At 61.8% G+C, this 13,363-nt stretch carries 10 protein-coding genes and 3 pseudogenes; 2 read left to right on the top strand and 11 right to left on the bottom strand.

What is annotated here, in order from left to right:
• Positions 1 to 8: 8 nt before the first annotated feature.
• The 4 genes and pseudogenes from L0Z65_RS03225 to L0Z65_RS03210 all read right to left on the bottom strand — a co-directional run bounded on the left by L0Z65_RS03225 (position 9) and on the right by L0Z65_RS03210 (position 4,357).
• The gene (locus L0Z65_RS03225) at positions 9 to 533 is read right to left on the bottom strand and encodes a GNAT family N-acetyltransferase (RefSeq protein ID WP_405110711.1); all 525 of its coding nucleotides are present in this window, start codon (positions 531 to 533) and stop codon (positions 9 to 11) included.
• Positions 530 to 1,120 (bottom strand): VOC family protein, encoded by a 591-nt coding sequence (locus L0Z65_RS03220; protein WP_405110708.1) that lies wholly within the window; start codon positions 1,118 to 1,120, stop codon positions 530 to 532. The genes L0Z65_RS03225 and L0Z65_RS03220 overlap by 4 nt, the downstream gene beginning before the upstream one ends.
• A gap of 142 nt (positions 1,121 to 1,262) precedes the next feature.
• Positions 1,263 to 3,387: pseudogene (gene scpA, locus L0Z65_RS03215) on the bottom strand (methylmalonyl-CoA mutase).
• Entirely contained in the window at positions 3,350 to 4,357 is a 1,008-nt protein-coding gene (locus L0Z65_RS03210) for a hypothetical protein (RefSeq protein ID WP_405110706.1), read from the bottom strand. The pseudogene scpA and the gene L0Z65_RS03210 overlap by 38 nt, the downstream one beginning before the upstream one ends.
• Before the next feature lie 130 nt (positions 4,358 to 4,487).
• Here L0Z65_RS03210 and L0Z65_RS03205 point away from each other — a divergent pair, with 130 nt between their 5' ends.
• On the top strand, positions 4,488 to 5,093 hold the full coding sequence (locus tag L0Z65_RS03205) for a DUF4174 domain-containing protein (protein WP_405110703.1): 606 nt from the start codon (positions 4,488 to 4,490) through the stop codon (positions 5,091 to 5,093).
• 54 nt (positions 5,094 to 5,147) lie between these two features.
• Here L0Z65_RS03205 and L0Z65_RS03200 read toward each other — a convergent pair whose 3' ends face one another.
• The 7 genes and pseudogenes from L0Z65_RS03200 to L0Z65_RS03170 form a co-directional block, all read right to left on the bottom strand.
• Positions 5,148 to 5,705 (bottom strand): hypothetical protein, encoded by a 558-nt coding sequence (locus tag L0Z65_RS03200; protein ID WP_405110700.1) that lies wholly within the window; start codon positions 5,703 to 5,705, stop codon positions 5,148 to 5,150.
• A gap of 9 nt (positions 5,706 to 5,714) precedes the next feature.
• Positions 5,715 to 7,759 (bottom strand): annotated as a pseudogene (locus tag L0Z65_RS03195) (acetyl-CoA carboxylase biotin carboxylase subunit).
• Between the two features lie 200 nt (positions 7,760 to 7,959).
• A pseudogene (locus tag L0Z65_RS03190) lies at positions 7,960 to 8,165 on the bottom strand (hypothetical protein).
• 552 nt (positions 8,166 to 8,717) lie between these two features.
• Positions 8,718 to 9,074 carry a hypothetical protein gene (locus tag L0Z65_RS03185; RefSeq protein WP_405110697.1) on the bottom strand — a complete coding sequence of 119 codons (357 nt, stop codon included), beginning with the start codon at positions 9,072 to 9,074 and terminating at the stop codon, positions 8,718 to 8,720.
• Between the two features lie 69 nt (positions 9,075 to 9,143).
• Positions 9,144 to 9,569, bottom strand: a complete 426-nt coding sequence (locus tag L0Z65_RS03180) for a hypothetical protein (protein ID WP_405112618.1) — start codon at positions 9,567 to 9,569, stop codon at positions 9,144 to 9,146.
• Positions 9,569 to 9,937 (bottom strand): DUF6497 family protein, encoded by a 369-nt coding sequence (locus L0Z65_RS03175; protein WP_405112441.1) that lies wholly within the window; start codon positions 9,935 to 9,937, stop codon positions 9,569 to 9,571. The genes L0Z65_RS03180 and L0Z65_RS03175 overlap by 1 nt, the downstream gene beginning before the upstream one ends.
• 431 nt (positions 9,938 to 10,368) lie before the next feature.
• Positions 10,369 to 11,901, bottom strand: a complete 1,533-nt coding sequence (locus tag L0Z65_RS03170) for an acyl-CoA carboxylase subunit beta (RefSeq protein ID WP_040170441.1) — start codon at positions 11,899 to 11,901, stop codon at positions 10,369 to 10,371.
• Between the two features lie 217 nt (positions 11,902 to 12,118).
• Here L0Z65_RS03170 and L0Z65_RS03165 point away from each other — a divergent pair, with 217 nt between their 5' ends.
• A complete protein-coding gene (locus L0Z65_RS03165) occupies positions 12,119 to 13,348 on the top strand; it encodes a M10 family metallopeptidase (RefSeq protein ID WP_405110694.1) in 1,230 nt (409 codons plus the stop codon).
• Positions 13,349 to 13,363 lie beyond the last annotated feature (15 nt).

The following is a 13,363-nucleotide window of genomic DNA, read 5'->3' as shown; positions in this document are numbered from 1 at the left end:
AGGGCAGACTATCGCGGTTTGGCCGGGCTGTCAGCGGCGCCAACCTCTTTGGGGGAGAGAATTTTCTGCATCAGCACAAGATCCAGCCACTGGCCCCGTTTGTACCCCACTTCCGGCATCCGCCCCACCTCGGCAAAGCCCATGGCAGCGTGAAAGGCCAGCCCTCCGGGATTGGCTGCGCTGATGCCTGCAACCAGCACATGGATGCCGTCGGCACGCGCGACCGCCTCAATGCCGGCCATCAGCGCCCGCCCCGCCCCGCGACCACGGGAGGTTTCAGCCAGATAGATCGCGTGTTCACAGGTGCGGGCATAGCCGGGGCCACTGCGAAAGGTACCAAGGCTGATGTAACCGAGGATCTCACCCGCCTCCTCCGCCACCTGCATATGCGGACCTTTTGCGGTGATCTCAGCCGCGACCTCTGCCGCCGTCTTCTCATCCGTGGTGAAGGTGATCAGCGTGTCGCGAATGATCTGATTGGTGATCGCTGCGATGGCGCTGGCATCTGCCGGGCGCGCCTGTCGGACATTCATCGCAGCACCCGTGGCCCATGGGGGGTGTCAAATTCTGCCTCGAAACCGGCCGGGCCGCGGTGGATCTCCACCCGCGGATCATCAAGCGGCAGCGCCATGCTGCCCGGATGTGACAGATGCAGACGGCGCAGGGTGCAGCCCTGCTGGGTGAGCGCGGCAGCAGGATGGGGGCAGTGCCACTGCATCAGCGCTGGGAACATATTGTCGAAGGGGAGAACGCCATCCGCAGGCACCGCCATTTGCCAGCGCAGATTGCCACGTTGCAGATCAACGATCTCGCCTGCCCCCTGCGGGGCGTTGTCCAGCGCCGCCACCAGATCATCGCAGCGGCAGATCCAGTTGGTGATCCGCGCAGGCCCCGCACGGCGATCCAGATCGAACCAGCGCGGGCTGCGCTGCGGTGTCGCGGCGGGGTCAATGGCAATGGCTTCAAGGTAGAGCCCATCGGCAAGGCCAAGGAGCCGGTTGTGCGTGCCAAAGACCGCATGGCTGCCACCGGGTTGCATCGGCACGCCAAGGCTGTCTTCGACATGGGCGACAGCCGCGTCCAACGTGTCTGCGGCCACGGCCAGATGATCGAGCTCCATGACGTCTCCCCCTTGTTCCTGCGGATCATGCTGCGGGGAGACTAGCCTGCAGGGGCACAGGTGCAAGCGGGAAAGAAACACACCCGCCCCGGCAGTCCGGGACGGGTGTGTCATTGCTCAAACGGCAGGCAGATCAGGCAGATCAGCTCTGGCGGATCAGTTTCAGAATGTCCTGCGCCGCCTCGGGGATGTTGGTGCCGGGGCCAAAGATGGCCTTGACACCATTGTCATAGAGGAACTGGTAGTCCTGCTGCGGAATGACCCCGCCGCAGATCACGATGATATCTTCTGCGCCCTGCTCCTTCAGCGCCTTGACCAGCTGCGGGGCCAGCGTTTTGTGACCCGCCGCCTGTGAAGAGATCCCGACCACATGCACGTCATTGTCGATGGCGTCTTGCGCGGCCTCATCCGGGGTCTGGAACAGCGGTCCGACGTCCACGTCAAAACCGATATCGGCAAAGGCGGTGGCGATCACCTTGGCGCCGCGGTCGTGACCGTCCTGCCCCATCTTGACCACCAGAAGACGCGGGCGACGGCCCTCTGCCTCGGCAAAGTCTTCGATGGATTTCTGAATGGCGGCAAAGCCTTCGTCGCCCTCATACGCGGCACCATAGACCCCGGCGAGGGTTTTGACCTCGGCGCTGTGGCGGCCGAATTCCTTTTCCATTGCCATGGAGATCTCTCCGACTGAGGCGCGCGCACGCGCAGCTTCGACAGCGGCAGCGAGAAGGTTGCCGCCTTCCTTTGCGACGCGGGTCAGATTGTCCAGCGCGGCCTCGCAGGCGGCGTTGTCACGGTCTGCGCGCAGGGTTTCGAGACGGGCGATCTGGCTTTCACGGACGGCGACATTGTCGACATCCAGAATGTCGATCGGGTCTTCCTTCTCCTTGCGGTATTTATTGACGCCGACGATCACCTCTTCGCCGCGGTCGATCATCGCCTGACGTTTGGCGGCGCTTTCCTCGATGCGCAGTTTCGGCATCCCGGAGGCGACAGCCTTGGTCATGCCGCCCATCTCCTCGACCTCCTCCATCAGCGCCCAGGCCTTTTCCACCAGCTCGTTGGTGAGGCTTTCGACATAGTAGGAGCTAAGCCAGCGGATCGACCACATTGGTGACGCCGGTTTCCTCTTGCAGGACCAACTGGGTGTTGCGGGCGATGCGGGCAGAGAAATCGGTGGGCAGCGCGATGGCCTCGTCCAGCGCGTTGGTGTGCAGGGATTGCGTGCCACCCAGAACCGCCGACATGGCCTCATAGGCGGTGCGGATCACGTTGTTGTAGGGATCCTGTTCCTGCAAGGAGACCCCCGAAGTCTGGCAGTGGGTGCGCAGCATCTTGGAGCGGTCGTTCTGCGCGCCAAAATCGGTCATCACGCGATGCCAGAGCGTGCGGGCAGCACGCAATTTGGCGATTTCCATGAAGAAATTCATGCCAATGGCGAAGAAGAACGACAGACGGCCTGCGAATTTATCCACATCCATGCCCGCCTCCATCGCGGCGCGCACATATTCGCGCCCGTCCGCAAGGGTATAGGCCAGCTCCTGCACCAGGTTCGCGCCCGCTTCCTGCATGTGATAGCCGGAAATCGAGATGGAGTTGAACTTGGGCATCTCGTTCGAGGTGTATTCGATGATGTCCGAGATGATCCGCATCGAGGGTTCGGGCGGATAGATATAGGTGTTGCGGACCATGAACTCCTTCAGAATGTCGTTCTGAATGGTGCCCGCCAGCAGTGATTTGTCATGGCCCTGCTCTTCGCCTGCGACGATGAAGTTGGCCAGGATCGGGATCACCGCGCCGTTCATGGTCATGGAGACCGAGACCTGATCCAGCGGGATGCCGTCAAACAGGACTTTCATGTCCTCGACACTGTCGATGGCCACGCCAGCCTTGCCGACATCGCCGACAACGCGGGGGTGATCGCTGTCGTAACCACGGTGCGTGGCGAGGTCGAAGGCGACTGAGACGCCCTGCTGACCGGCAGCGAGGTTGCGGCGGTAGAAGGCGTTGGATTCTTCAGCGGTGGAGAAGCCCGCATATTGGCGGATGGTCCAGGGGCGGCCTGCGTACATCGTGGCCTTCACCCCGCGGGTGAAGGGGCCAAACCCAGGCATGGTGCCCATATGGGGCAGGTCTTTGGTATCCGCTTCAGTATAGAGCGGTTTGACATCAATACCTTCCAGCGTGTTCCAGGTCAGCGCGTCCAGCGGGCGGCCGCGCAGTTCCTTTTCAGCCAGAGCCCGCCAATCGTCGGTTTTGGTCGTCATCGGAAGTTCCTCTTGTCAGGTCGTAGGGCGGCGGGTTCGAGCCCACCGCGTGTTTGTCAGGGTCGCGCATCAGCTCTGCCAGACCATCGGCGCCGCCTTGCAGCCACATCAGATCGTCGGCGTAGCGCTCGCGCAGCGCTGCGGATTGAATGTCGGGAAACGGGTTCCAGCGGCCCTCCCCGCGCGGCAAATCGCAGGCCACATTGGGCGCCAGGCGATGGCGCAGGGTCGGCAGACCGTCGGAACGGTTGAGCCGATCCGAGAGCGAGACCCGCGCCAGACGTGGACCGGCAAGCAGGGCCAGCTGCACCTCGGGGCGGTCGCCATAGGTTTCATAAGGCATCACCCGGATACGGGCATTGGGCATGGCGCAGGCGATATCGGTGATGACGTCGCGCCAGCTGCGCGGATGGGCGGCGATCTGTCCCAGCACCGCAGCCGAGGGCAGCGGGTGCCCATTGGCCACCATCTGGGTCAACAGGGAGGTCCAGAAACGATCCGGGCTGCGCAGGTTCAGCATCACATCGCGCACCTGCCCGTCAAGGGCGGCATCAAAGCGGGCAAGACGCACGCCGATCCCGGCATAGAGCTGGCGCTGCTGCAGAAGGTCATGGGCGCCGCCCATCAGATCCGTGTCACTGATCAGCAGGCGTTGGGCGCCGGCGGCGGCCTCTGTTGCGATGCGCAGCCGCAGACGGCCCCGCGCGCGGGTTGCCAGATCACGACCGGTGACCGGCGCCGGGCCGGGTTGGATGCCATGGAACAGCCCATTGCGGGTCTGCTCCGGCCCCCAGATCGCAAGCCCGTCCTGCCGCAGCCGCTCCGCGTGATGGGCGAGGAAGCCCTGAAAATACCCCGTCGCGCAGCGATGCGCGCCGATATGCAGCATGATATCCATGGCCAATGTCGTCCCGATGGTGGCGTCGCGCAGGGCGGACAGCCGGGTTTGCAGAGGCCAAGAGCGTGCCACAGGGAGGCTGACGATGCGGTTAATGCACCGTGCGCGGCTGTTGCGGGGGCGCGTTTTTTTTGCCCCAAGCGCGGAATTGCCCATCGCAATTGCCGGGATGGGACATATATTCATCGCTACAGGAGAGCTGATGAAACACTTGTTTGTCTTTGGAAAAAACCGTTTTGGGCTAGCCGAACCGCGGATTGGATCGGCTGGGATACTGGGGCTGGTGGCTCTGCTTGCCATGGGGCCCCCATCTGCGGGCGTCGCACAACAAGCCGCTGCTGCCGCCGCGGAAGATACCGGGCTCATCACGGAAGAGACCACATCACCGGGGGCAAGCGACGCTGAGGCGCTGGTGGAGGTTGCGGATCCGCCTGCCGACCCTCTGGTGCAGCTGGTGCGCCCTGGCGCTAGTGTTGAACTGGACGATCTGATGTGGCTGCACCGGCCCATCGTGGTTTTCGCCGACAGCCCTGCTGATCCCCGCTTCCATGAACAGATGGAGCGGTTGACGGACGGGGCCGAGGCCTTGCTGGACCGGGATGTCGTCGTGCTGACCGACACCGACCCCAGCGTGAAATCTGCGCTGCGCAAGAAGCTGCGCCCACGGGGGTTCATGCTGGTGCTGATCGGCAAGGATGGCGGCGTCAAACTGCGCAAACCGCAACCCTGGACCGTGCGTGAGCTGAGCCGGACGATTGACAAATTCCCCTCCCGCCTGCGCGAGGTGGAGGAGCGGCGCGGCAGCTGATCAGGCACGGTCCGATGCAGGTTGGCGCCGCCGTTGCGGATGCCGCTGGAACTTCTATGCTGAGCACGAAGGGGAGAACGACAGCGCATCACGCCCCCCGCCCTGCGCGTAGAACAGGCGGCGGTTGCTGCGATCTACCACCGCCATGAAGCGGGCGCGGGGTTCGTAGATCAGCACCGATGTGGGGTCGAGAAGTGCGATGAGATAAGCGCGGCTAACCTCCTCCAACATGCAGTCCTTACCAACGATACCGGCAGCGAAGATACCATTGCCACGGCCCTGATCCATCGTCATCACCTGAACCGAGACCATATTGGGCGACAGGCCCTCAACCTCAAAGGCAACGGGTCGGTTGTTGTCGAGATGACGCAGCCCCGCGCGGATCGACCGCGCCTTGGTCAGCAGCGATGAAATGCGGGTCGCCTTCACTTCAAACACGCCAGCAGCGCAATTGCGGCGGGAGAAGTAATATTGCGTCTCCCCCAGCTGCACCCAGTCGCCGACGGCGGCACGGGCCGCCGCCTCATCTTGCAAAGCGCAGCCCGCCAGCCCCGAAAGGGCCAGCGCCACACAGGCGACACGCGCCAGTTTGTAATATGACTGCACCGACATCATGTCGTGTTATTCGAATTCCATGATCACTTCGTCAACGGCGAGACTGTCACCAGCGGCGGCGTTGATCGCGCTGACCACGCCTTTTTTCTCGGCGCGAAGGATATTCTCCATTTTCATCGCCTCAATCGTGCAAAGCGCCTGGCCTTCCTGCACCTCATCGCCGACTTCGACCTCCAGTTTCACCACCAGACCTGGCATCGGGCAGAGCAGCAGCTTGGAGGTATCGGGGGCGATTTTTTCGGGCATCAGCTTGGCCAGTTCGGCCTGACGCGGGGTGCGGACATGGACCTTCAGATCGGCACCACGCGAACGGATGCGGAAACCGCCTGAGATTTTGCCAACTTTGACCACCAGACTGTCATCGCCCACGGTGAGCCGAGCCAGCTGGTCTCCGGGCGTCCAGTCGGAGGCGACGCGCAGCGCGCTGCCATCGTCAAAGCGCACGGTGGAGCCGTCACGATCCGCATCAACAGTCACGTTGAAAGCGACATCCTGCAGGGTCACGACCCAGTCGCTGCCGACCTTGCGCTCGTGGTTGTCCATCCGGCCCGATACGCGGGTGCGGCGAATTTCGGCAACCCGGTGCATGGCGGCGGAGGCGGCTGCAATCTTGCGCAGATCCTGTTCCGGCAGCTCGACCCCGTTGAAGCCCTCAGGATACTGCTCCTCGATGAAGGCGGTGGTCATGGTGCCCGCGATGAAGATCGGGTGATCCATCACCGCGCTGAGGAACGGCAGGTTGTGGCCAATCCCTTCAACCTCAAACCCATCGAGCGCATCCCGCATTGCCGCAATCGCCGCCTCGCGGGTGGGCCCCCAGGTGCAAAGCTTGGCGATCATCGGATCGTAGTACATCGAGATTTCGCCGCCCTCAAAAACGCCAGTGTCATTGCGCACAGCAAGCTCACCGGCCGGGGCATCCCCCTGCCATTTGCCGCTGTCACGCAACGGGCCTGCGGCAACCTCCTGCGGCGGACGATAGCGGGTCAGACGCCCGATGGAGGGCAAGAATCCCCGATAGGGATCTTCAGCATAAAGGCGGTTTTCAATGGCCCAGCCGTTCAGCTTGACGTCGTTCTGGGTGATCGACAGCGGCTCCCCCCGGCGATGCGGATCATCTGTTCGACCAGATCGACACCGGTGATCAGCTCGGTCACCGGGTGTTCCACCTGAAGGCGGGTATTCATTTCCAGGAAGTAGAAGTTCTTCTCGCCATCGACGATGAATTCCACGGTGCCCGCGGAGGCATATCCCACAGCCTTCGCCAGCGCCACGGCCTGTTCGCCCATGGCGCGGCGGGTGTCTTCATCGAGGAACGGCGACGGCGCCTCTTCCACCACTTTCTGGTTGCGGCGCTGGATCGAACACTCCCGCTCCCCCAGATAGATGCCATTGCCATGGGCATCGCAGAGCACCTGAATTTCGATGTGGCGCGGTTGCGTCACAAATTTCTCGATGAAAATCCGGTCATCACCAAAGGAATTCGCGGCCTCGTTCTTGGAGGACTGGAAACCTTCGCGGGCCTCGGCGTCACTCCAGGCGATCCGCATCCCCTTGCCACCGCCGCCAGCGGAGGCCTTGATCATCACCGGGTAGCCGATCTCATTGGAGATCTTCACCGCCTCATCGGCGTCGGCAATCAGCCCCATGTAGCCAGGAACGGTGCTAACACCAGCCTCCTGCGCGATTTTCTTCGAGGTGATCTTGTCGCCCATGCTTTCAATCGCGCCGACCGGCGGGCCGACAAAGGCGACGCCTTCAGCGGCCAGCGCCTCGGCGAATTTGGCGTTTTCCGACAGGAAACCATAGCCCGGATGCACCGCCTGCGCGCCGGTTGCGCGGATCGCCTCCATCACCTTGTCGATGACAATATAGGACTGGTTGGCGGGCGGCGGGCCGATATGGACGGCTTCATCCGCCATCTTCACATGCAGGGACTGCTTGTCGGCGTCCGAATAGATGGCGACGGTCTTGATGCCCATCTTGTGGGCGGTCTTGATGACGCGGCAGGCGATCTCGCCCCGGTTGGCGATCAGGATCTTCTCAAACATTGGCTGTCCCTTGTCTTCGGTGTCTTCCGTGAGGCGCGAGGACATGCCCCGCCACGGTCTTGGCTTCGTCGGAGCACAAAAAAGGCCACGCCGGAGAGATCTCCGGGCGCAGCCTTTGTGCGGTGATGGATATGCGGTTCTGGCGCATGCCCACGCGGGGCAAGCGGTCAGACGTCAGACCTGTCTGCGGGCACGTGGCCTTAGCACTTGCGCGGATTTTCCTTGCAGTAGATGACATTGGCGGCGGCACCAACAGCGGCACCTGTGACCAGATTGCCGTTGAGAAGCGCCGAGCCGACCGCGCCGGCAGCTTAGCGCCATAGACGACCTGTTCGCCCGTGGTATCGCCACAGGCGGCAAGTGTGGTGCAGAGGCCAAAGGCCGCGAGAATGAGTTTTGCCTGCATGGGGGTGATCCTTCGTTGTGTGATCCAAGCTCTGCACAACTGTTTGCAGCCCCCCGGACAGGAGGCAAGGATATCCGATCTGCATCAAGGGGATGCGCAGAAGCCTGCCAAACACTGGGGGGCAATTGGCAAGCTTCCGCCTTTGCATCCAAGGAAAAAATGGGCAGGCCGCGATTGGGGGGGCAAACCTGCCCTTCCAGGCGAAGGGGCTGGATCAGATGCACGACAGGCTGACCTGTCCCAGTCAGATTGCCCCCAGCGCGGCGCAGAAACATCCCCTGAGTTGCAAACCACGCGGATTTGGCGAGAAGTCGCGCAAACCGGGAAGTCCCCTGCAGAATTACGCCGAAATCCGCCCAAAAAGGCCCATTTGACCGCCAGTTAGTGTCACCGCCCCGCAGTCCGGCAGGCCGTTTTACGGCCCGCGGAACAGCCAGAACCATAGATGGCGCCAACAACAGATTCGCCAGGTTCCTGTCGCCACCGCTGCGCCGCAACCGTCCCAAAAGGCGGTCACGGCAAAGAGGGCTATGGAGGATCCCGGCCAACATCCTAGCGGGCGCTTCCGTCGAAGACTTCGGGAAAGGACAGCTGGGCGGCATCAACGTCGATGACCAGCAGTGCGTCATAGCTTTCGGGATCAAACGGGTCTTCTGCCGCGATGACCTCACGGCCAAACAGCCAGCTGAGACGACCGGCATCCAGATTGCCCCGTTCAAAGGGCTGATCGCCAAAGCAGTCCCATAGCGCCTGCATAAAGCCGGCATCGGCGCGCCGGTCCGCCGGTCGGCGGTCGCGAAACCGCTCGCGCCGGGTGATCGGCGTGACCCCTTTGGGGTTGGGTCGACGGATGATGAACTGAAAATCGGTGCCCGGCAGACGACCGGGGAAGCCGCGGTGTTTTAGCATGATGGTGCCTCCGATCCGGCACCCCGCGGGACGGTGGAGTCCGGCCGCAGGGCCGGACCCCTGTAGTGATTACTTGTATTTGCCGGTGTAGACAGGCTCAGCCGAAATCGGCTCGGGCTCGACAACGACGTATTCTTCTTCCTGCTGTGCACAGGCTGCGGCGGCTGCAAGCAGGCCCGCGAGGGCAACGAGTTTGATGCTCTTGGACATTTCTGTCTCCCAATTGTGTCTTTGAAACCTGCGCTGGCCACGGCTTAGCGCCTGCCTCATCCTCAAATAACAGATCACACGCATGTGATCTGACGCGAGAATAGCCGAGATGCGCGCGGTTTCACATCCCAAAGCCGAGCACGGCGGCAGTTCGCGGGATAAAGCTGCAAAAAAGCGCCAGTTTTCAGCCTTGATCGGCGTATTTGTGACGCCGGGCGCGACCAGATCGCGCCGCGGGGTCGCCATAGCGCGGATGGTTACATTCGGTGGCAAACAGGAGATCATCAGAAGGCCTCCCAGATGCAGTTCTCACCCTCGGGGCGGTAGCTTTCGAAGAACTGGGTTGCGGCGGCATCCGCCTGACCAAAAGGCACCGCGCGGTCCGACAGCGAAATCACTACGCGGGCGGGCGCCAGCTGGTGCTGCTGCAGATAGGTCAGGGCAAGTGTCTGGCAAAGGTGATCCATGTCCGGCGCCGCCTGCTCATAGCTGATTGCGGCCAGATCGCGCGCGATCTGTGGCGCCAGGAAACGGAAGCGCACCCAAAGTTCACCAGTGGTTTCATCCAGCAGCACCTCATGGAGGTCGACGCTCTGCCCGGAGGGCACATCAAAGGTTACGGCATCCGCCCGCCCCGCAGTGCCAAGGCACAGGGCCGACGCGGTCAGAGCGGCGCAGGAAACAGATGTGATGACAGGCCCAATACCGCAGCCCCGACCCCAAAAACGATGGGCTCCTCCTGTCGGGGCTGCAGGCGCTGCACACGCGGTGCGCGCTGTCCGATATGAGCTGGCGCGGATCATGGGGCAGATTCGGTTCCGGTGTCAAACAAAGACGCAAATGTGGGCGCTAACGCATGTGGTCGCTCAAATTGATCGCATTTTGCGAACAATCCACCCTGATCGCCGAGGACTGGTTCCAGACCCCTGATTTCCCACAGGCTTTCCCCGCCATCGCGGCAGCATATCCCGGCAAATCGTGGCGTTGACATCAGGGTTGCATCCTCATCTCCCCTCGCAACCAAGGCGATATTTACCTTTGGCCGCAAGGGTCTGGGTTCAGGAATTCCGGAATGGTCCGGAGCTCAAAGAGGGATATTGTCGTGTTTCTTCCACGGGTTTTTCAGCTGCTTGCCCCGCAGCGACGCAAAGGCGCGGCTGACGCGTTTGCGGGTGGATTGCGGCATGATCACCTCATCGATGAAGCCGCGCTCCGCCGCCACAAACGGATTGGCAAAGCGCTCTTCGTAGTCCTTCGTATGCTCGGCAATCTTGTCTGCATCCGCCAGATCGGCGCGGTGAATGATCTCGGTCGCCCCTTTGGCGCCCATCACCGCGATTTCCGCGGTCGGCCAGGCGTAGTTGAAATCGCCACGCAGATGTTTGGAGGCCATCACGTCATAGGCACCGCCATAAGCCTTGCGGGTAATGACGGTCACTTTGGGCACCGTCGCCTCGCCATAGGCAAAGAGCAGCTTCGCGCCATGTTTGATGACGCCGCCGTATTCCTGGCTGGTGCCCGGCAGGAACCCCGGCACATCCACCAGCGTCAGGATCGGGATCTCGAAACAATCACAGAAGCGAACGAACCGTGCGGCCTTGCGGCTGGAATCGATGTCGAGGCAGCCCGCCAGAACCATCGGCTGGTTGGCGACAACACCCACGGTCTGCCCCTCAAGGCGGATGAAACCGGTGATGATGTTCTTGGCGAAATCTTCCTGTATTTCGTAGAAATCCCCCTCGTCCGCGACTTTGTGGATCAGCTCCTTCATGTCGTAGGGCGTGTTGGGATTCTCTGGAATCAGCGTGTCGAGCGAGGTCTCAACGCGGCCCGGCTCATCAAAGAAGGGGCGCACCGGCGGTTTTTCGCGATTGTTCAGCGGCAGGAAGTCGACCAGTCGGCGGACCTCTGCCAAGGCTTCTACATCGTTTTCGAACGCCCCATCAGCCACCGAGGACTTCTTGGTGTGGGTCGAGGCCCCGCCCAATTCTTCGGCGGTGACGACCTCGTTCGTAACGGTCTTCACCACGTCGGGGCCGGTCACGAACATGTAGGACGTGTCTTTCACCATGAAGATGAAATCGGTCATCGCGGGGGAGTAGACCGCGCCGCCAGCGCAGGGGCCCATAATGACGGAAATCTGCGGCACCACGCCGGACGCCATGATGTTGCGCTGGAACACTTCGGCATATCCGGCGAGCGAGGCGACGCCCTCCTGAATGCGCGCGCCACCGGAATCGTTGATGCCGATGACCGGCGCGCCATTCTGCACCGCCATATCCATGATCTTGCAGATCTTTTGCGCGTGGGTCTCCGACAGGGAGCCGCCGAACACGGTGAAATCCTGGCTGAAAACATAGACCATTCGGCCATTGATGGTGCCCCAGCCGGTGACCACGCCATCGCCCGCGGGGCGCTGGTTTTCCATGCCGAAATCGGTGCAGCGGTGCGCCACGAACATATCGAATTCTTCGAAACTACCCTCGTCCAGCAGCAGTTCGATCCGCTCGCGCGCGGTCAATTTGCCGCGCCCGTGCTGGGCGTCGATCCGCTTTTGTCCGCCACCCAGTCGCGCTGCGTTGCGACGGTCTTCCAGCTCGGAAAGGATATCTTTCATGGCCATGCCCCCTGTTGAATTTCAGGCGACCATAGACGCTGAACACGCGAAGCCAAAGGCAATAATGGCAAATTTGCAAAGCAGTTGCGTAGAGGATGCGCTAATTTGCAAATCAGCGCAGAACCGCGCAGAAACTGCCGAAGCGGCGGGCGTTCTTGATGTGCTGACGGGGGAACTCGTATCACCGGGGTCGACTAACGGAAACGGAACACCCCCCATGTTACAACCTTCCCAGATTATTCAGGCCATGCAGTTCGACGGGTTCTACACCCGCAACCCGGTCAATACCGACAACGCACCCCGCCTCACCATCACCTATCAGTTCGCGGGCACCTCCGCGCCGGGCGACCTGCCCACAGGTTCGAGCTACTCCGGCTGGCAAAACTTCAGCGCCGCCGAGAAAGCCGCCTTCGCTGAGGCTTTCGACCATATCGAGACCTTTCTCAACGTCGATTTTGTCGAGGTCCAAGGCTCCAGTGACCCAGACCTCAACCTCGGCTCGGTAACGATACCGGGCAGCACCGTCGGCATCGGTGGCTACAGCATGAGCTACCGCGGCGATGATATTACCCGCTGGGATGGCTATGCGGTGTTTGATAACACATTGGATATGTCACAAGACAATCGCGAGAGCCTGATCCTGCATGAACTGGGACATGCTCTTGGCCTGCAGCACACCCATGACTCAAACTTACCCGAAGACTATGACAGCAACCTCTATTCTGTGATGTCCTACCGGGAGAATCCGGTAAACGGCCAGGACAGCGATGCGATGATGCTGTTTGACGTGCTGGCCCTGCAGGACGTCTGGGGGGCTGCGGATTTCAACACCGGCAACACCACGTATCGCGGATCGCGCACGGATACCGTGGATGTGGTTTGGGACACAGGAGGGACGGATACCTTCAACGCCAGCAACCGCACCACTGCGGTGGCGCTGGACCTGCGCGAGATGCATTTCTCCAGTTTTGATGCCGAGAGTGATGTGACCATTGCCGAGGGGGTCACCATTGAGAATGCCATCGGCGGCCGCGGACGCGATCGCATCACCGGCAATGATGCAAATAACCGGCTGGTGGGCGGCGGCGGGCGCGACACGCTGCGCGGCGACGGCGGCAATGACGCGCTGAACGGCAACAGCGGTGTGGATCTGCTGGTCGGCGGTGGCGGCAATGACCGGCTGAACGGCGCTGGCGGCAATGACCGATTGGTGGGCAATAGCGGCGCGGATCTGTTCATCTTTGCCCGCAAGGGCGGCAATGACACGATCCGAGATTTTCAGGATGATATCGACACCCTGCGGATCGTCGGCCACGGCAGCAAAGCGGATGTGCTGGCCCGCGCCAGTGAGGTGGGTGACGATCTCTACTTCGATCTTGAGGGCAACCACAGCATCACCCTGCGTAATATGACGCTGGATCAAATCAGCGACGATCTGCTGGTCTGAAGCCACTAAATATGG

This window comes from Phaeobacter sp. BS52, assembly GCF_045040595.1.
Taxonomy (GTDB): domain Bacteria; phylum Pseudomonadota; class Alphaproteobacteria; order Rhodobacterales; family Rhodobacteraceae; genus Phaeobacter; species Phaeobacter piscinae.
Note: the sequence above shows the minus strand (reverse complement) of the source record. Positions and strands in the feature narration are given on the sequence as shown.